A 17,082-nucleotide genomic window follows, 5' to 3' on the forward strand; every position below is an offset into this window, starting at 1 on the left:
CAAGTGCGTTTTTGCTGGCATGTCGCGATTGGCTTCGCTAAATGCACACCATGATCAGAACAAGCGCCCTCCGACGATCCACGCGACGCAGCTAAGGCCTGCGACTGATCCATCGTGCCATGATGGCACACCCTCTTCTCAAAATTGTTGACCCCGCCTTATGCCTCATGCACCAACGTGCCCTGACGCATTGGCTCTTCAAAAAGGATGATCCGCATGATCACGTCCGTTCTGCCAACCTACAACCGCGCTCCTTTGACCTTTGTCAAAGGCGAGGGCGCCTGGCTGATCGAGGCGGATGGCCGACGTTTTCTGGACCTTGGAGCCGGGATTGCGGTGAATGCATTGGGGCATGCCCACCCTGCGCTCACGCAGGCGTTGACCGATCAGGCGGGGGCGTTGTGGCACACCTCCAACCTCTATCACATCCCGCAACAGCAGGCCCTCGCGGACAAGCTGGTTGATGCAACCTTTGCCGATACGGTGTTTTTCACGAACTCCGGCACCGAAGCCTGCGAGCTGGCTGTGAAGATGGCGCGCAAATATTGGTACGATAAAGGGCATCCGGAAAAGGTCGACATCATCACCTTCTCCGGCAGTTTCCATGGCAGGTCGTCCGCGGGGATTGCCGCTGCCGGATCCGAAAAGATGACGAAGGGCTTTGGCCCGCTCTTGCCCGGCTTTACGCATCTTGCGTTCGGCGATCATGATGCTATCGCACCCGCCATTACCGACGAAACGGCGGCGATCCTGATCGAACCGGTGCAGGGTGAGGGCGGGATCATTCCCGTGCCCGATCAATGCCTCAAAGGTCTGCGCGACCTCTGCGATGAAAAGGGCATCTTGCTGATCCTCGACGAAGTGCAGTGCGGCGTTGGCCGGACCGGCAAGCTCTTTGCCCATGAATGGGCGGGAATCGAGCCCGACATCATGATGGTCGCCAAAGGTATCGGCGGCGGCTTTCCCCTCGGCGCCGTTCTGGCGACCGAAGAGGCGGCCAGCGGCATGACGGCTGGCACGCACGGCTCCACCTACGGCGGCAATCCACTGGGCTGTGCCGTGGGCTGCGCCATTTTGGACATCGTAGGCGACCCGGCCTTCCTCGATGACGTCAACCGCAAGGCGGGATTGCTGCGCCAAAAGCTCGAAGGGCTGATTGCTGCGCATCCGGACGTCTTTGAAAAGGTGCGCGGCTCGGGCCTGATGATGGGCATCAAGTGCAAGGCAGCCTGCGGGGACGTCGTGTCCGCAGGCTACGCGCACAATGTCATCACCGTGCCGGCAGCCGACAACACGATCCGCCTGTTGCCGCCCTTGAATATCACGGACGAAGAGATCGGAGAGGCCATCACGCGCCTCGATGCAGCGGCGCAGGCCGTTGCCGCCTGATCTTCCCTGTTTCAGAAAAATCCCGGGGGTCCGGGGGCTGGCCCCCGGCGCTTTCCAAACAAGAGTTAAAGAATGACCCATTTCCTGGACATCCACACAACCGATCAACCCGAACTGCGCAAAATCATCGACAGCGCCCACGCGATGAAATCGGCGCGCGCGGGCCGTCCAAAGGGCGCACCGGATGACGATCAACCGCTCGCCGGTCATATGGTCGCGCTGATCTTTGAAAAGCCGTCGACACGAACCCGCGTGTCCTTCGACGTCGGGGTGCGCCAGATGGGTGGCCAGACGATGGTGCTGTCTGGCTCGGACATGCAGCTTGGACATGGTGAGACGATTGCCGACACAGCCCGCGTCCTCAGCCGGTATGTCGACCTGATCATGATCCGCACCTTCGAAGAAGCGACGCTGCTCGAAATGGCGGAATACGCCTCGGTCCCCGTCATCAACGGACTGACCAACCGCACGCACCCCTGCCAGATTATGGCCGACGTGATGACGTTCGAAGAGCATCGCGGCCCGATCAAGGGCAAGAAGGTGGTGTGGTCCGGTGACGGCAACAACGTCTTTGCAAGCTTTGCGCACGCGGCCAAGCAGTTCGACTTTGATCTGACATTCACCGGGCCGGAGCCGCTGGATCCCGAACCGGCGCTTGATGGCCTCTATAAGACCGAACGCGATCCGGACGTCGCCGTACAGGGGGCGGACCTGATCGTGACCGACACTTGGGTCAGCATGCACGACCCGCAATCTGCACGCGAGCGGCGGCACAATCAGTTGCGCGGCTACCAGGTCAATGCCGACCTCATGGCTAGGGCCAAGCCGGACAGCCTGTTCATGCACTGCCTGCCCGCACACCGCGATGACGAGGCGACGTCCGAGGTCATGGACGGCCCGCACTCGGTCATCTTCGACGAGGCCGAGAACCGTCTGCATGCGCAAAAGGCCATCATGCGCTGGTGTCTGGGCACCTGACGTCTTGGTGCGTCCACGCATAGCAGTCGCAGGCGCGGGCAGTATCGGCTGTTACGTGGGTGGTCTGCTTGCTGCGGCAGGGCAGGACGTGCGCTTTCTCGCACGCCCGCAGGTCGCGGCGGCCTGTGCTGAGGCCGGGCTGCGCCTTACGGACTATGACGGGCATGCCGCGCATGTCGCCGCGCCCTGCATGGTTGCAACGGCAGCGGATGCGTTCGATGGGGCCGATATGATCCTCGTGTGCGTCAAGTCGCGCGACACGGCCGACATGGCGGCCGAGATTGCAGCACATGCGCCGGGCGCTCAGGTGATCAGCCTGCAAAACGGCGTCGAAAACGCGGGTATCCTGCGCGCGGCCTTGCCAGCCGCAGATGTCCGCGCAGCTATGGTGCCGTTCAACGTCGTGGCCGAGGGGCCGGGGCATTATCATCGCGGTACATCCGGAGACATCCTGGTCGAAGCCGGCCCACTGCCGGACATCATGACACCGACACTGAAATGGTGTCAGGTGGACAACATCGAGGCGGTCCAGTGGGGCAAGCTGTTGATCAATCTCGGCAATGCGATCAATGCGCTGTCCGACCTGCCCTTGCTGACACAGTTACAAAACCGGGCATGGCGTCGGCTGATGGCGGACCAGATGGCCGAAGCGCTGCGCATCCTGTCGGTCGCGGGCATCTCGCCCGCCAAGACCACCGCGGCGCCACCGCACGTCATCCCTCATATCCTGCGCCTGCCCACGCCGATCTTTCGCCGGATTGCGTCGCAAATGCTGACGATCGACGCCCGTGCCAGATCGTCCATGTGGGAGGATTTGAAGCGCGGGCGGCGCACCGAGATTGACGCGCTGCAGGGCGCGATCATCGCGCTCGCAGACCGACATGGGCGACAGGCACCGCTCAACGCGCGGATACGCCAGCTGATCCGCGAAGCGGAGGAGGCGGGCGCTGGCCCGCCAGGCCTGACACCCGAGCAGATCAGGGACTAGCGATTATCGCCTTGGCTTGGCCCGCAGCGTCGGGTCGGCTTGCGTCGGATCTTCGGGCCAGGGATGTTTGGGATAGCGCCCGCGCATGTCCTTGCGCACGTCCTCATAGGACGTGGCCCAGAACCCCGGCAGGTCTGACGTCACCTGAACGGGGCGCTGTGCCGGGGACAGAAGGGTGATCTGCAAAGGCACCTGTCCAACCATCGGATGGCGCGTGACGCCGAACATCTCCTGCAACCTGACGGAAATACCGGGCGTCGCCTCGTCATAGTCAATGGGCACCTGTCGTCCCAAAGGCGTTTCGAAATGGCCGGGTACCGCGCGGTTCAAGCGTTGCATGTTGTCCCAGCCGAGGTAGGACTGCAGTGCGGGCAAGATGTCGAAGGCTTTCCATTCGGCTGTTGTTCGGACACCGGACAGATGGGGAAGCAACCACGCCTCCAGAGTGTCTAACAGCGCGTCGGGCCCGATATCCGGAAAGTCATCTCTCATCAGTGCAGCACGGGCCATTAGTCGCTGCGCACCTTTTGAGGGCAATAGACCCAGTTGCCGCACACCGCTGAGCATGGCGCGTGCGATGGCATCATCGGGCGCATCGTGCCACGCGCGATCCTCCAGAACCAGCGCGCCGAATTGCCGCCGCGTGCGTGCCAGCACGGCGCCATCCCGTTTCGACCAGGTGCAGGTATCGACCCAGGCGATCTGATCGGGAAACAAATCTTCAAGCTCCGACAATGTCAGTGCCGCGGCCTGCCGGATCCGCGCCTCCCGCGGGTTGCCATCGAGGTCTGTTGCAACAACCAGAGTTTGGCCTGCCAGGGCGTCCCCGTCCGGCATCACGGCGCCCTTGCCACCGGACAGGGCATAGCGCGGGGCATCGCCCGGCCGACGTTTGCCAATCCGGTCTGGATAGGCCAACGAAGCCATCGCCGCAGGGCTGAGGTTCGGCCCTTTGTCTTGCTGCGCGGCCAGCCGTTTTGCCTCGCCCCGGATGCGCGCGATGGCGCCGCGATGCGCAGCCTCCCCGAAGTCCTGCGGGGATCTAAGCGCGCGCAAGCGCAGGCTGAGGTCCACGCCGTGCCCTCGTAGCGGGTCACGGTCAGCCAAAAGCGCAGCAAGCGGCGCGGCCTCTTTGCCCGCGGTCACCAGCATGTGGGCCAGGCGCGGATGCAGCGGGTGGCGCGCCAGATCGCGCCCATGCGCTGTGATCCGGTTCTGGGCATCGAACGCGCCCAGCATGCGCAAGACGCCGCGCGCCTCGTCCAGGCGGCCCTCATGAGGTGGCGTGACAAAACGCAGATCGGTCTCGCGCGCGCCCCATATGGCCAGTTCCAAAGCAAAGCGCGCCAGGTCGCCAACGGCAATCTCGGGGGGCGGAAAGCCCGACAAGGCACCGTCCTCCCCCTTGGTCCACAGCTTGTACGCAACACCCGGGCTCACGCGCCCGGCGCGGCCCGCGCGCTGGGTGGCCTCGGCCCGCGTGACCTTTTCGGTGATCAGCCGCGACATGCCCGATGACGGATCGAATTGCGCGCGTCTCGCCCGCCCGCCATCAACAACGATCTGGACGTCCGGAATGGTGAGCGATGTTTCCGCAATGGATGTGGCCAACACGATCTTGCGCGTGTCGGACGGGGTGACAGCAGCGCGCTGCGCTTTGAAGTCCATCGCGCCAAAGAGGGGCTGCACGTTCGGCAGATCAGAAAGAAGCGCCGACGTGCGTCTGATTTCACCTTCGCCCGGCAGAAAGGCGAGGAGCCCGCCCGGCGCGTCGTGGTAGGCTGTGCGGATCAGGTCCGCCATCGCGGTTTCGAACTTCGATCCCTTGGGTAACGGCGCCTTCAGCCAGTGTGGCGTCACCGGAAAACTGCGCCCCTCGGACGTAAGGATCGGGGCCTGCATCACATCCGCGACCGGTCCTGCGTCCAGTGTGGCCGACATGGCAAGGAGGATCAGGTCGTCCCGCAGCGCCTCAGTCACTTCCAGACACAGCGCAAGGCCCAGATCGGCATTGAGCGAGCGTTCGTGAAATTCGTCGAAGATGATAGCGCCAACGCCGGGCAGGTCGGGGGCGTCCTGCAACATGCGTGTTAGGATACCCTCGGTAACCACCTCAATCCGCGTTTCCGTGCTGACAGCGCTTTGCCCGCGGATGCGGTAGCCGACCGTCTGCCCGGCTTTCTCGCCCAGGGTCTGCGCCATACGTTCGGCCGCGTTCCGCGCGGCAAGGCGGCGCGGCTCAAGCATCAGGATACGGCCCCCGGTTATACCTGCTTCCAGCATCGCAAGCGGCACGCGGGTCGTCTTGCCCGCGCCGGGCGGCGCTTGCAGCACGGCACGACCCTGCGTGCGCAGGGTGTCGATCAGCTCGGGTAGGATATCGTCGATGGGCAGGCGGCTCATAACGGCCTTATGGCTGAACGTGCGTTGGGCGCCAACACTGGACATTTCACGGATGCGCCCGCAGAAAGCCGCAATGGATATTCAGGATTTGTCCCGCCGCATTGCCGCCGGTGAACGCCGTGCACTGGCGCGCGGCATCACGCTTGTCGAAAGCGGGCGCGCGGATCACAGGGCGCAGGCAGCGGAGGTGCTGGGTGCCTTGCCCCGTGACCGACAGGCCCTGCGCATTGGCCTTTCGGGCACGCCAGGTGTCGGCAAGTCCACATTTATCGAAGCGTTTGGCATGACGCTGGTTCAGGCTGGATTGCGCGTGGCCGTTCTGGCGGTCGATCCGTCCTCGGCCCGGTCAGGCGGCTCTATCCTCGGGGACAAGACACGCATGGACCGGCTCAGCCGCGAACCCGGGGCTTTTATCCGCCCATCGCCCAGCCAGACCCATCTGGGCGGTGTTGCCCGCCGCACGCGCGAGGCCGTGGCGCTGTGCGAGGGTGCGGGCTTTGACGTCGTGCTGATTGAAACGGTGGGGGTTGGCCAATCCGAGACGGTTGTGGCGCAGATGTCCGATCTGTTTCTGCTCCTGCTGGCGCCCGCGGGTGGCGATGAGCTGCAGGGCGTGAAACGCGGGATCATGGAGATGGCCGACATGATCCTGATCAACAAGGCGGACGGCGATCTGAAACCGGCAGCCACGCGCACCTGCGCGGATTACGCGGGGGCGTTACGCCTGCTCCGCAAACGTCCGCAGGATCCGGACGGATATCCAAAGGCGATGATGGTGTCGGCACTGGCCGAAGAGGGGTTGGACGCCGCCTGGGCCGACATGCAGGCCCTTGTCGCTTGGCGTCAAGAGGCTGGCTTTTTCGAGGCGACCCGCGCGGCTCAAGCCCGGTACTGGTTTGAACAAGACGTGCGGTCGGCGTTGTTGTCCAAGCTGGACGATGCTTCGGCAAAGCGGGCGATGGAACAGCTTGGGTCGCAGGTGGCAAAGGGTGCGCTTGCGCCGTCAGCGGCCGCCGCGCAGATGCTGGACGTTCTGGATGCCAATTTCGGCCCGGCCCGGGTTGACCCGGTTCCCGATTCCCCCTAAAGCCACGAAACGAATTTCGATGGCGCCGCCACACCTGCGCGGTGCCTATGTCGTTTCGGGCCTTGCAACACGGACCAGGCGGCACAGCGGAGAAGAGGATAAACCCATGTCGCGCGTATGCGAACTGACCGGTAAAGGCCCGATGACTGGCAACAATGTCAGCCACGCCAACAACAAGACCCGTCGGCGTTTCCTGCCGAACCTGAACGACGTGACCCTGCAGTCCGAAACACTGGGCCGCGGCGTGAAGCTGCGCATCTCGGCGGCGGCACTGCGCTCGGTTGATCACCGCGGTGGTCTGGACGCCTTCCTTGCCAAAGCCAAGGATGTCGAGCTGTCGGACCGTGCGCTGAAGGTCAAGAAAGAGATTGCAAAAGCCCAAGCTGCCACAGCCTGAGCTTAGCCTATCCAATTGAAGGCCCCGCCTGCTTTGCACGCGGGGCTTTGTCGTTTTTTGCTTTGCTTCCTTGATACGGCACATGCAATTGTGCCGCAGTTGAGACGGCGCTGCAGTCCCTTTAGATACATGCCATGCAGCGCGCCCTGTCCGCCATACTCCTGAGCCTTGTGCTGGTGGTGACGAGCCACAGCGCGGCGACGGCACGCGGCGCCTCAGCCGCCGTGGATCAAATCGTAATCTGCTCCGGGGCACAGGTCGTCACAATCTTCGTGGATGCAGACGGACAGCCGACGGCTGCGACGCATCTTTGCCCGGATTGCGCCTTGCACCTGCTGGCAGCCCTCGTGCCGCCCGCCGCGGCCGCGACGTCGTTGCCCCACGGTGCAACAGGTGTCTCATGGCCTGCCGGGTTGGCACATGAGGGCAGCGCTGTCCCGAACCCGTCGGCACGCGGGCCCCCTGTTCCGGCCTGACTTCACTGAACTGACATTCAATACCAAAACAGGAGGACACGATGTCCTTGCGCACGACCCTTGCCGCCGCATGTGCGGCGACCTTTCTTTCCGTTCCGGCCCTGGCCGATGGCATTATGATCATGGACCCCTACGCCCGCGCCGCGGGCCCGACGGCAAAGTCCGGCGCGGCCTTTATGATGATCCACAATGAATCCGGTCAGGACGACAGGCTGATCGCGGCCCGCACTGATGCCGCCGCGCGCGTGGAATTGCACACCCATATCGAAAGCGGTGACGGTATCATGCAAATGGTCGAGGTCGAAGAAGGCTTCCCCGTTGCCGCCGGTGAGATGCACCACATGATGCGCGGTGGTGATCATGTCATGCTGATGGGGCTGAACAGCCCGCTTGAGCAGGACGCGACCATCGACGTGACGCTGGTTTTTGAAAATGCCGGGGAAGTGGTTGTCACCATCCCCGTCGATAATGAACGCAAGCCCGAAGCGGGTGCGCATGGGCACGGCGCGCACAGCGATCACGACCACTAGGCCGCACCCTGCAAACCCAGGCAGTAAGGCGGATACTGATCCGCCTTACGTGGCCAGGATCTCGTCCACCCAGGCAGGCACGGTTTCCGAAGCGCGGCCCGGTCGGGTATCCGCAAACAGACCGACATTCTCGCCCGGATCAAGGTTCATCTCGACCGTGTGCGCGCCGACATGGCGCGCCATCTGCACGAACCCGGCCGCAGGATAGACATTGCCTGACGTGCCGATGGCGACAAAGATGTCAGCCTGTGCCAGCGCCCGCTCAATCCGCTCCATGTGGTACGGGATTTCGCCAAACCAGACGATGTCCGGTCGGGCCGTGGGCGCGCCACATCGTGGACAGTCGTGAGCGACCGTCATCGCCAACGGGGCGGGCCACCGGTGTTCACAGCTTGCGCATAGCGCTGAATTCAACGCGCCGTGCATGTGGATGACATTGCTGCTGCCGCCCTTTTCGTGCAGGTCGTCTACATTTTGTGTCACAAGGGTAACCGCGCCCGCGTGCTCTGCCTGCAGCCGGGCAAGGGCGGCATGTGCAGCATTGGGCACGGCCTCTGCCGCCTGGCTTCTTCGGGCGTTGTAAAAGTCCACCACCAGCTGCGGGTTGCGCGCAAAACCTTCGGGCGTGGCGACATCCTCGATCCGGTGCTGCGCCCACAAACCACCCTCATCGCGAAAGGTGCCAAGGCCGCTTTCGGCGGAAATGCCTGCGCCGGTCAGGATCACGATGGAGGATGCGGACATGCCCTGTCTCCGTGTCTCATTTCGCTTCGGTCAAGCGTCCAGCAGGCGCAATTCGCCCGCCAGCCATGGCAGTTGGGCCAGCGCCGGATCCATCATGTGGGTCTTGATCAGCCTGCGCATGGTGTTGGCGACATCCGTCGGCACCTCGCCCGCCCAGTCGGCGCTGGCATAGAGCGATATGGTGCGTGAAAACGGCTTGAAGGGCAGGGGGAACGCATCGACCTGATCGTGAAAGCGGCCCGCGCGCATGTAGCCCAGCGGTGTGGTCACGGCCCAGCCGATCCGCCGCGCCACCATGGCCATCAGGGCCAGGTGGCTGCCGATCTCGAACCGATCTGTAAAGCTAAGCTTCTGCCGCGCCAGATGTGCCTCGATCTGGCGCGAGATCAGTTGCTCACGCTCGTATCGCAGAAAGGGCAGATCCGGGAGGATTGCCATCGGGTCGTTGTTGCGCACCACGCCACGCGGCGCGACCAGGATGAACGGATCACGGGCGAGCGGATACTCCAGTACGCCATCGCGCATCGTGCCGTCGCTGGCCGAGATGGCGATGTGCAGGCTCTTGTCGGCGATGGCTTGCAGAATTTCGTGGCTTGGCGCCGTCGCTAGCGTGAATTTGCAGCGGGTCAGGCTGTCGGCCAGGATCGTCACCAATCGGGGCGTCAGATCGTTTTCAAAATCGTCAATGACCCCGATGGACAGGGCCGACAGGTGAGCAAGATCCATGACCGTCAACTCTGACTGCGCCAGCCGCAATTGCGACAGCGCCGCCTCCGCCCGCGCCAGAAAGCTGGTGCCTGCAGGCGTCAGACGCATGGGTCGTTTGCCGTGATCGACCAGATCGGTGGCAAGGGCCGTTTCCAGGTTGCGCAATTGCTGGCTGACCGCCGGTTGGCTCAGCCCGGTGACAGCCGCCGCCTGAGCGACAGATCCGGTGGCGGCCAGCGCTTCGAACACTTCCAGACCGCGCAGTGTGACGCCCTTGCTCAGCATGTTCTGCCCCATCAAGTTTCATGATCTTTGAATGTGCCGATGGCCCCTTGGTCAAGAAAAATGTGCGTTTGGCCCGCTTTAATTTTCAAAAAATGAAAGGGGTGCCGCGCATCTTGCGCCGCGTGCCTTGCGCGGGGCACAACAGGGTATGAAGATCGCGACCGCCTCTTACCCTCTTGATGTCCTGCCCAGTTGGGCCGCATACGAGGACAAGCTGACGGCTTGGGTTGCCGAGGCAGTCGAGGCGGGCGCGCAGTTGCTCGTTTTCCCTGAATATGGCGCGATGGAACTGGCAACGCTGGCAGGCCCTGACGTTGCAGGCGATCTTGAGGCATCCCTGTTCGCTGTGGCGGATCGCTTGGAAGAGGCGGACGCGCTGCACGCGCATCTGGCCTCGCAATTCAGCGTTCATATCCTTGCGGCATCCGCGCCCGCCACGCGCGATCTGCCCGGTGGGATCGACCGCCCGGTCAACCGCGCTCGGTTTTTCGCGCCCGGCGGCGCGGCAGGGTGGCAAGACAAGCAGATCATGACCCGCTTTGAGGCGGAGACCTGGAATGTTGCGCCCGGTGGTCCCCTTCGTCTGTTCGACACGAGCCTGGGAAAGATCGGCGTGCTGATCTGCTACGACTGCGAATTTCCCTTGCTTGGTCACGCATTGTCCGACGCCGACATCTTGCTGATCCCGTCGGTGACCGAAGCGCTTTCGGGATATTCCCGCGTTCGGATCGGCGCGCAGGCGCGAGCGCTCGAAAACCAGTGCGTGACGGTGATGTCCTCTGTCGTCGGCGCGGCGCCCTGGTCGGAAGCCGTTGACATGTCGGTGGGCGCTGGCGGTATCTATGGCCCCCCTGACACAGGTTTTCCCGATACTGGCGTCATTGCACAAGGCGCCCTGAACGAGCCCGGCTGGGTCTATGGCGACGTCGACCTGTCCGCCATCGCGGCCGTGCGCGCCGACGGCGTCGTGCTTAACCGCCGGGACTGGGCGCTGCAGGATGGTCGTGCCGATCCGGTCACAGTCGTGACACTGGCCTGATTAGCCCTTGAATTATGGGGCGCGGAGGCGCATTTAGTGGCGCGTCCGCAACTTGGCGGGCTGTGTAACGAAGGAGAGACCATGGCCAAGGAAGATACGCTCGAATTTCCCGGTGTCGTGAAGGAACTCCTGCCCAATGCGACGTTTCGGGTCGAGCTTGAGAATGGCCATGAGATCATCGCACACACGGCAGGAAAAATGCGCAAGAACCGTATCCGCGTTCTGGCAGGCGACAAAGTGCAGGTCGAGATGACCCCCTACGATCTGACCAAGGGTCGGATCAACTACCGCTTCAAGTAACCGTACGCTCCGTTAACGGTTGGGTTTGGTGCACAAACGGCGCACGCCCTGTGCACAGGGTGTGTACGGGTTCTGCATTGCCGGTTTTCGCGTGTTAACCATATTTACAAGGGCCGAGCGGACTGGCATGACACCCGCTGTCGCGCGCATGCTGATGCAGCGCACGCATGGGTCAGACACGGGTTAGGATCAGCGATGTTCATCCTCGGATCGGGAAGCCCGCGACGGCTTGAACTGCTCGCACAATTTGGGATCGTACCCGATGACGTGCGCCCGCCTGACATCGACGAAACCCCCAGTAAGGGCGAGTTGCCGCGACCCTATTGCGCCCGCATGGCGCGCGAGAAAGTGGCGGCAGTCACGGCTGACAAAAGCGATGTCGTCCTGTGTGCAGACACCACCGTCGCCCTTGGACGCCGCATTCTGGGCAAGCCCGCCGACAAGGACGAGGCGGCGTCCTTTCTGCGCCTGATGTCCGGTCGACGCCACCGTGTGATCACGGCCGTTGCGGTTCGCAAGGGTGACCAGATTTGGGAACGCGATGTGGTCAGTACCGTCAAGATGAAACCTTTGTCAGAGCCAGAATTGGCTGGCTATCTGGCCACGGAGGATTGGCAAGGCAAGGCAGGTGGCTATGCCATCCAAGGGCCTGCTGGTGCGCTTATCCCATGGATTTCAGGGTCTTTTTCCGCCATCGTCGGCTTGCCATTGGCTGAAACAGCTGGGCTGTTGCAAGCCGCTGGGATGAGGGTCTGGAGATGAAGGGCCGTGAAATCTTGCTTGGCCATATCAATGGGCGCGAAGCCGCTGCCCTAATGGTCGACGGGCGGCTGGATGACCTCTTGGTCGACGCAGATGCCCCGCGACCCGGCACGATCTACCGCGCCGTGACCGACAGGCCGGTCAAAGGTCAGGGGGGCATCTTTCTCAAAACCCCGGATGGCTCCGCCTACCTGCGCGGTGTCAAGGGCATCGGGGCGGGGGAGGTCCTGCAGGTGCAGGTCACGGGCTATGCCGAACCGGGCAAGGCAATTCCCGTGTCGCACAAGCTTCTCTTTAAGAGCCGCTACGCCATCATCACGCCCGAGGCGCCGGGTTTGAATCTGTCGCGCAGCATCCGCGACGACGATATACGCGACGCGCTGCTTGCGCTGGCCCATGACAGGATGGAAGGCAGCGACATGGGCCTCATCCTGCGGTCAGCCGCCGCGGACGCTGCGGCTGACGAGGTGCTCGATGACATCACGGCCATGCGCCAACTCGCCGAACAAGTCACCGCAGACAACGGCACCGCACCCGACATCCTGACCGAAGGCGACGGACCTCATGTCCTGGCCTGGAGGGACTGGGTTGAACCTGCGCAAGTCGTGACGACATCCGGTTGTTTCGAGGCGCAGAGCGTTCTGGACGCGATAGATGCCGTCCGGACTGGCGCGATCCCGCTGGATGGCGGTGCCACCATGTATGTCGAAGCCACACGCGCTTTGATCGCGGTGGACGTGAACACGGGCGCTGACGGATCCTTTGCGGCAGGATTGCGCGCAAACCTCGCATGCGCCCGTGCGCTGCCATCGGCTTTGCGCGTGCTGGGTCTGGGCGGGCAGATCACCATAGACTTGGCGCCCATGCCGAAAAAGGAACGCGCGACATTCGAAACTGCACTTCGGGCTGCGTTGCGCCGCGATGATATTGATACCGTTATGGCTGGCTGGACGCCCTTGGGGCATTTCGAGTTGCAACGCAAACGCGCCCGCCCGGCCCTCGCGGAGGTGGTGAAATGAGCTGCCCGATTTGCGCCCAAGAGACTGATCTGAAGTACCGCCCATTTTGTTCGCGTCGCTGCGCTGACATTGATCTGGCACGTTGGATGAACGGTGGCTACGCAGTGCCGTCGCAGCGCGAGGACAACGAGGGTTCGGCCATTGATGAAGGCCCGTTAACGCACTAGAAAATTGGTGCGATTTTCCTATGGACAGTCCACGGTGATGCGCTTATCACGCGTGCACCCGAAGCCGCAGGCTTCACCCGTGCCCGGGTAGCTCAGGGGTAGAGCAGTGGATTGAAAATCCTCGTGTCGGTGGTTCGATTCCGCCCCCGGGCACCATTTAAATCAAGTAAAAACATTAGCTTGCTGGATTTCTGCGATGCAGCGAAAATCGCTAGAATTCGCGAAAACCCTTATCACAGTGTTAGCACAGTTTGAAAAACGCCTGTTAGCACAGTGTGTTGTGAGCGCCGCGCCGTGCACCTAGCACAGTTCTAGCACAGCAGCCTAGCAACGCTCCTTGCCGTGCTTATGGTGCTTTTGGAGTGATGATGCGGTGTTAGGATGTTGAATTTGTTGGATAAAGTTTCAACCTTGAAGGCCGAAACTAGTTAGAGCCAAAAATCCCCCGTCTAGTCCTTGTAATCGTATCGACAATCTCACCTTGGTAAAGTTCTGCGTCCAAAACCAAGAGTGCTCTATGTGGAAGCATGCTATTGCGCTTCGGCTCCAGTAAAACGTTCTCCGAAAGTTTTACTGAGTGAATTAAGCGGTAGTTCTCCTGAATAGATAGACAGAAAGCCTCCCAATCACCCTCAACAAAGCTCTGTAACCAAGGAATATCCAAGGCTGGCTTGGCGATACCCCGCTCACCATCCTTGTTTATCAAAGACAAAAGGTCCCGTCTGTTGAATGCTGCTTGGCCAACCTTCAAGAGGCTATGCGCAAACAACGCAACGTCGAACCCGCCCTCCTCTCCGTCCAAAACAATGTCTTCGAGAACAAGCCGCTCAAGCAAAGGGACCAACGCGTCTTGTATGGTTGCGTTTTCGCGGAAGTAAGAATCCAGAACGTTGATCAAATATGCGGTGGGTTCAGACGCCAAAGCTGTAGCCATCGCTAGTTCGGGCACCACGTTCCGGCCCTTAGGGAGTTCTTTTGGCAAACGGCCTAATTTCACCAAATATTCGGCGGCCATAAACTCTTGGATGGTCTTATGAGAAAACTCGTAGTCCCCTCGTCTTCCGGTTTTGACGAATAGACTTGTGTGCTCTTCGAGAGACTGAACAACACTCTGCATGTCTATTCTGCCCAATCGGAAGCGGCCACGTAGAGCTTTCAGCAACGCCGAAACATCGAACTCCGAAAAGGTCGAACGGCCTGTCTCAAAAGAAGCATAAAAAGCGAAGCGCTCTAAAAACTCACGTTTACGTTGTCGGTTGAAAACACTTCCTCGCTTATCTCGGATGACAACTCTGTCATCATCCCATTCCTCAATCATGATATCCGTCATTTTCTGATAAAGGTCTCGCGGGTTGGAGGGAACGTCTCCTGTTCTTTCATAAATGGAGCAGATGTAAGCTAGAATGATGGGCCTCATTGCAACATCGCTATAGCCTTTCTCATCAATTGCCTGACGAACCGCACTTTGATCTGATCGGCCAGGAATCCACTTTTTGACAAACGTGTTGATCTGGGAAGATGTCATCGGCGCGATCTGATAGTCTACGAACTCCCGTGGCATGGAAGAGAGCTCCCCTGTGCGGCACGTAAGAATGAAACGTATGCCAGGGCATCTTCGAGCTAACTTGTCTAGTTCCTCAATTACCTCACCCTTCGTCGCAATGGTGCCTGCCTCATCCAGGCCGTCCAAAAGAACGATTGCGGAGATATCTGAAAGCGCCTTTAGAATGCGATCTTCTAGGTAATTTTCGGCCTCTTTGCGTAGCTCAGGTAGAACATCGAGCAGGATGGTGTTCTCAGCATCGATTTTTAAACCCAATTCTTGTCTGATTAAGGTTCTTACAAACCGTCCCTTGGTGTGAGACGTTCTAGCGTCTCGAAAACGTAGCAAAACCAAAGCAGAGTGTGCTTTGGTTGTCTCGGGCCGAGCCTTGAGAAATGAGTTGGCAAAATTTCTCAGAGCAGTGGTCTTACCAGCACCTGCGCCTCCCAAGATAACTAGATTATGGTCCTTCGAGGTAAGCACCTCATCTACTGGAATTTTAGCCCTCTTCTCTTTTTCTGAAACATGTCGTCCGATCGGGACTAAGAACATATCGAGAGGTATGTAGGCGTCATTTATTTCTTTGCCGTGGGGCATTTCGCGAAAGTAGACAAGTTCGCTCCAAGACGAGACTCGTTGCATGTGGTCGATCAATAGATCAGTAACTTTTGAGCCTTCCAGGTTGCTCAAATCCGACAAGGTTTTCGAGCGCGCCTTGTCTGCATCCTCGATGGATAATTTGTGGCTAGCGACAAGTTCGCTGATGTCCTTATTTTTCTTGCTTTTGATAAAATCTGAAACTTCGTCCTTAACCAGGCCGACAGCCTTTCGGATTAGTTCCGTTGAAAGCACGTCTAGAACCAATTCGATCTCCCAAGGACTGTTTGGATAAGCCAAGCTGCTTGTCATGTTTGCCGCGATGGACCGGCGCTGATCAAGGAAATTGTCAGACAGTGTAGGCTGAATTCTATGATATGGTATTTGGTCAGCCGCTGATTCAAGCTTGGGCAACATGAGTGAAGCTTCCAAGCCTACACACTTTTCAGTCGCTCTCCCCATCACATCGCCATAACTGCTTTGGACCCCACAGCAAGAGGTCCCCATGGCGTCAACCGAAGACACCGAGATAGCCCAACTGAACGATGCATTTCGAAAGGGTGATCCAAGCGTGCCAGGGCAACGGTTTGTGACCGCTGGGGTGGTTCACCTGCTGAAACAACTGGATGTCCCCACTGAGATGCTGATCCAAAAGGTTGCTCAGTTCGATGATTTCACTGACGACACCGACCCACATGGCGAATATGACTTCGGCGCGTTTGAATTGCATGGGCATCAACTGTTCTGGAAGGTTGATGCGTATGACACCGACTATGCGATGGGTTCCGATGATCCCACGGACCTCAGCAAGACCCGCCGAGTGCTCACCATCATGCTGGCTCACGAATGGTAAGCTGGCCCTGTAAGAACTCAGAAAGACTTTCGTGAGGAAAGTTTTGGGGAGTATTTCTGAGGAAACGCGTGTGTGGGTGGAGGAAAAAACCTGATTTAATCAACTTTTGTGCTGCTCGACATTCAGTTTTGCCGGGAATTGATTTGCCTCAAACGTCTAAGCTGAGCGAACCACTATCATAGCGTGTCTGGTTGCATGACCCGGCATGCCCCAAGTTTTCTCGCCTTCAACCCATTCCAATTCTTGAGCGACCAAACCGTCGTCACCACTTTCGATTTGCTGTAGGTCGAACCGAAATCCTGGCCACTCACGTTCAAATTCCCTAAGGTCGGCGCTTATCGACGCTAAGCGAGCGGCATGAGAACTTCTGAAGTGTTCCAGGAGATATCGATCCTCAGTCTGCTTAATGTGGATCTGAAACACCGAGAAACCAAGCAGACTCTGAGCATGCGGCGGTTTCATCGATGAGAACAGGTTGAGAATTTTCAGCAGGTCCTTTTTCACCTTGCGAAATGTAGAGACGCCTATTTTCACTTCGATCACAGCAACGGCACGGACACTGTTTAACATGACGCATACGTCGGCCCGTTGGCCGCCAAATGATTGCTTTGAGTCTACGTCAGCCTTCCGCACCATCATGTTACACATTTTGCGATACTGACGTTCAACGTAGGTGTCATGACCAGCTGCCAGTAGTGTGCGGGCGATAGCTGCTGTTAGCAGATATTCCGTCGTTGTAGGACCTCCTCGGTAGTCCGTTAGATCGGCAATCTCAGAAGCTAATTGCCTGGTTCCATTCCGAACTGCGTCAAGGATG

The 17,082-nt window shown here is 60.0% G+C and carries 18 protein-coding genes and 1 tRNA gene; 14 read left to right on the forward strand and 5 right to left on the reverse strand.

Features of this window, described 5'->3' with window-relative positions; all coding sequences use genetic code 11:
- Positions 1-216: 216 nt before the first annotated feature.
- The 3 genes from FD715_RS21115 to FD715_RS21125 all read left to right on the forward strand — a co-directional run bounded on the left by FD715_RS21115 (position 217) and on the right by FD715_RS21125 (position 3,355).
- The gene (locus FD715_RS21115; RefSeq protein WP_147114845.1) at positions 217-1,389 is read left to right on the forward strand and encodes an aspartate aminotransferase family protein; all 1,173 of its coding nucleotides are present in this window, start codon (positions 217-219) and stop codon (positions 1,387-1,389) included.
- A 72-nt stretch (positions 1,390-1,461) separates the two neighbouring features.
- Complete coding sequence (argF, locus tag FD715_RS21120) at positions 1,462-2,367, forward strand: ornithine carbamoyltransferase (RefSeq protein WP_147114848.1); 906 nt, start codon at positions 1,462-1,464, stop codon at positions 2,365-2,367.
- Entirely contained in the window at positions 2,327-3,355 is a 1,029-nt protein-coding gene (locus FD715_RS21125; RefSeq protein ID WP_189799594.1) for a 2-dehydropantoate 2-reductase, read from the forward strand. Before argF ends, FD715_RS21125 begins: the two co-directional genes overlap by 41 nt.
- 3 nt (positions 3,356-3,358) lie before the next feature.
- Here FD715_RS21125 and hrpB read toward each other — a convergent pair whose 3' ends face one another.
- The gene (gene hrpB / locus FD715_RS21130) at positions 3,359-5,758 is read right to left on the reverse strand and encodes an ATP-dependent helicase HrpB (RefSeq protein ID WP_147114853.1); all 2,400 of its coding nucleotides are present in this window, start codon (positions 5,756-5,758) and stop codon (positions 3,359-3,361) included.
- Between the two features lie 73 nt (positions 5,759-5,831).
- On the opposite strand from hrpB, the gene meaB reads away from it, so the two are divergent.
- The 4 genes from meaB to FD715_RS21150 all read left to right on the forward strand — a co-directional run bounded on the left by meaB (position 5,832) and on the right by FD715_RS21150 (position 8,248).
- Positions 5,832-6,845, forward strand: a complete 1,014-nt coding sequence (meaB, locus tag FD715_RS21135; protein ID WP_147114856.1) for a methylmalonyl Co-A mutase-associated GTPase MeaB — start codon at positions 5,832-5,834, stop codon at positions 6,843-6,845.
- A gap of 106 nt (positions 6,846-6,951) precedes the next feature.
- On the forward strand, positions 6,952-7,242 hold the full coding sequence (gene rpmB, locus FD715_RS21140; RefSeq protein WP_039684004.1) for a 50S ribosomal protein L28: 291 nt from the start codon (positions 6,952-6,954) through the stop codon (positions 7,240-7,242).
- Positions 7,243-7,376: 134 nt separating this feature from the next.
- Positions 7,377-7,718: a hypothetical protein gene (locus tag FD715_RS21145; RefSeq protein ID WP_147114859.1), complete on the forward strand. Its 342-nt coding sequence runs from the start codon at positions 7,377-7,379 to the stop codon at positions 7,716-7,718.
- 41 nt (positions 7,719-7,759) lie between these two features.
- On the forward strand, positions 7,760-8,248 hold the full coding sequence (locus tag FD715_RS21150; protein WP_147114861.1) for a copper chaperone PCu(A)C: 489 nt from the start codon (positions 7,760-7,762) through the stop codon (positions 8,246-8,248).
- A 45-nt stretch (positions 8,249-8,293) separates the two neighbouring features.
- On the opposite strand, the gene FD715_RS21155 is transcribed toward FD715_RS21150, so the two are convergent.
- Both FD715_RS21155 and FD715_RS21160 read right to left on the reverse strand, forming a co-directional pair.
- Entirely contained in the window at positions 8,294-8,992 is a 699-nt protein-coding gene (locus FD715_RS21155; RefSeq protein ID WP_147114864.1) for an NAD-dependent deacylase, read from the reverse strand.
- Between the two features lie 30 nt (positions 8,993-9,022).
- Positions 9,023-9,985 (reverse strand): LysR family transcriptional regulator, encoded by a 963-nt coding sequence (locus FD715_RS21160; RefSeq protein ID WP_147114867.1) that lies wholly within the window; start codon positions 9,983-9,985, stop codon positions 9,023-9,025.
- A gap of 148 nt (positions 9,986-10,133) precedes the next feature.
- Here FD715_RS21160 and FD715_RS21165 point away from each other — a divergent pair, with 148 nt between their 5' ends.
- From FD715_RS21165 to FD715_RS21190, 6 genes are all read left to right on the forward strand, one after another.
- Positions 10,134-11,024 carry a carbon-nitrogen hydrolase family protein gene (locus tag FD715_RS21165; protein WP_147114870.1) on the forward strand — a complete coding sequence of 297 codons (891 nt, stop codon included), beginning with the start codon at positions 10,134-10,136 and terminating at the stop codon, positions 11,022-11,024.
- A gap of 81 nt (positions 11,025-11,105) precedes the next feature.
- Positions 11,106-11,324 carry a translation initiation factor IF-1 gene (infA, locus tag FD715_RS21170; RefSeq protein WP_005978431.1) on the forward strand — a complete coding sequence of 73 codons (219 nt, stop codon included), beginning with the start codon at positions 11,106-11,108 and terminating at the stop codon, positions 11,322-11,324.
- Positions 11,325-11,519: 195 nt separating this feature from the next.
- Complete coding sequence (locus tag FD715_RS21175; RefSeq protein WP_147114872.1) at positions 11,520-12,086, forward strand: nucleoside triphosphate pyrophosphatase; 567 nt, start codon at positions 11,520-11,522, stop codon at positions 12,084-12,086.
- Positions 12,083-13,105, forward strand: coding sequence for a ribonuclease E/G (locus FD715_RS21180; RefSeq protein ID WP_147114875.1), 1,023 nt, complete (start codon positions 12,083-12,085; stop codon positions 13,103-13,105). The genes FD715_RS21175 and FD715_RS21180 overlap by 4 nt, the downstream gene beginning before the upstream one ends.
- Positions 13,102-13,272 (forward strand): DNA gyrase inhibitor YacG, encoded by a 171-nt coding sequence (locus FD715_RS21185; RefSeq protein WP_147114878.1) that lies wholly within the window; start codon positions 13,102-13,104, stop codon positions 13,270-13,272. Before FD715_RS21180 ends, FD715_RS21185 begins: the two co-directional genes overlap by 4 nt.
- A gap of 81 nt (positions 13,273-13,353) precedes the next feature.
- Positions 13,354-13,428 (forward strand) — tRNA-Phe (locus tag FD715_RS21190).
- A gap of 268 nt (positions 13,429-13,696) precedes the next feature.
- Here the strand turns inward: FD715_RS21190 and FD715_RS21195 are convergent.
- A complete protein-coding gene (locus tag FD715_RS21195; protein ID WP_189799595.1) occupies positions 13,697-15,724 on the reverse strand; it encodes an NACHT domain-containing NTPase in 2,028 nt (675 codons plus the stop codon).
- A gap of 193 nt (positions 15,725-15,917) precedes the next feature.
- Between FD715_RS21195 and FD715_RS21200 the strand changes: the two genes are divergently transcribed.
- Entirely contained in the window at positions 15,918-16,265 is a 348-nt protein-coding gene (locus FD715_RS21200; protein WP_147114883.1) for a DUF3768 domain-containing protein, read from the forward strand.
- Between the two features lie 156 nt (positions 16,266-16,421).
- On the opposite strand, the gene FD715_RS22620 is transcribed toward FD715_RS21200, so the two are convergent.
- Positions 16,422-17,082 (reverse strand): hypothetical protein (locus tag FD715_RS22620; RefSeq protein WP_189799596.1); only part of this gene is annotated, 661 nt, incomplete at its 5' end.

It is taken from the genome of Tateyamaria sp. syn59 (assembly GCF_007995245.1).
Taxonomy (GTDB): Bacteria; Pseudomonadota; Alphaproteobacteria; order Rhodobacterales; family Rhodobacteraceae; genus Tateyamaria.

Bases quoted from the DNA above. Each gene is read 5' to 3' on its own strand.
- FD715_RS21115 (WP_147114845.1), top strand. From the start codon at position 217: ATGATCACGTCCGTTCTGCCAACCTACAACCGCGCTCCTTTGACCTTT.
- argF (WP_147114848.1), top strand. From the start codon at position 1,462: ATGACCCATTTCCTGGACATCCACACAACCGATCAACCCGAACTGCGC.
- FD715_RS21125 (WP_189799594.1), top strand. From the start codon at position 2,327: ATGCGCAAAAGGCCATCATGCGCTGGTGTCTGGGCACCTGACGTCTTG.
- hrpB (WP_147114853.1), bottom strand. From the start codon at position 5,758: ATGAGCCGCCTGCCCATCGACGATATCCTACCCGAGCTGATCGACACC.
- meaB (WP_147114856.1), top strand. From the start codon at position 5,832: ATGGATATTCAGGATTTGTCCCGCCGCATTGCCGCCGGTGAACGCCGT.
- rpmB (WP_039684004.1), top strand. From the start codon at position 6,952: ATGTCGCGCGTATGCGAACTGACCGGTAAAGGCCCGATGACTGGCAAC.
- FD715_RS21145 (WP_147114859.1), top strand. From the start codon at position 7,377: ATGCAGCGCGCCCTGTCCGCCATACTCCTGAGCCTTGTGCTGGTGGTG.
- FD715_RS21150 (WP_147114861.1), top strand. From the start codon at position 7,760: ATGTCCTTGCGCACGACCCTTGCCGCCGCATGTGCGGCGACCTTTCTT.
- FD715_RS21155 (WP_147114864.1), bottom strand. From the start codon at position 8,992: ATGTCCGCATCCTCCATCGTGATCCTGACCGGCGCAGGCATTTCCGCC.
- FD715_RS21160 (WP_147114867.1), bottom strand. From the start codon at position 9,985: ATGCTGAGCAAGGGCGTCACACTGCGCGGTCTGGAAGTGTTCGAAGCG.
- FD715_RS21165 (WP_147114870.1), top strand. From the start codon at position 10,134: ATGAAGATCGCGACCGCCTCTTACCCTCTTGATGTCCTGCCCAGTTGG.
- infA (WP_005978431.1), top strand. From the start codon at position 11,106: ATGGCCAAGGAAGATACGCTCGAATTTCCCGGTGTCGTGAAGGAACTC.
- FD715_RS21175 (WP_147114872.1), top strand. From the start codon at position 11,520: ATGTTCATCCTCGGATCGGGAAGCCCGCGACGGCTTGAACTGCTCGCA.
- FD715_RS21180 (WP_147114875.1), top strand. From the start codon at position 12,083: ATGAAGGGCCGTGAAATCTTGCTTGGCCATATCAATGGGCGCGAAGCC.
- FD715_RS21185 (WP_147114878.1), top strand. From the start codon at position 13,102: ATGAGCTGCCCGATTTGCGCCCAAGAGACTGATCTGAAGTACCGCCCA.
- FD715_RS21195 (WP_189799595.1), bottom strand. From the start codon at position 15,724: ATGACAAGCAGCTTGGCTTATCCAAACAGTCCTTGGGAGATCGAATTG.
- FD715_RS21200 (WP_147114883.1), top strand. From the start codon at position 15,918: ATGGCGTCAACCGAAGACACCGAGATAGCCCAACTGAACGATGCATTT.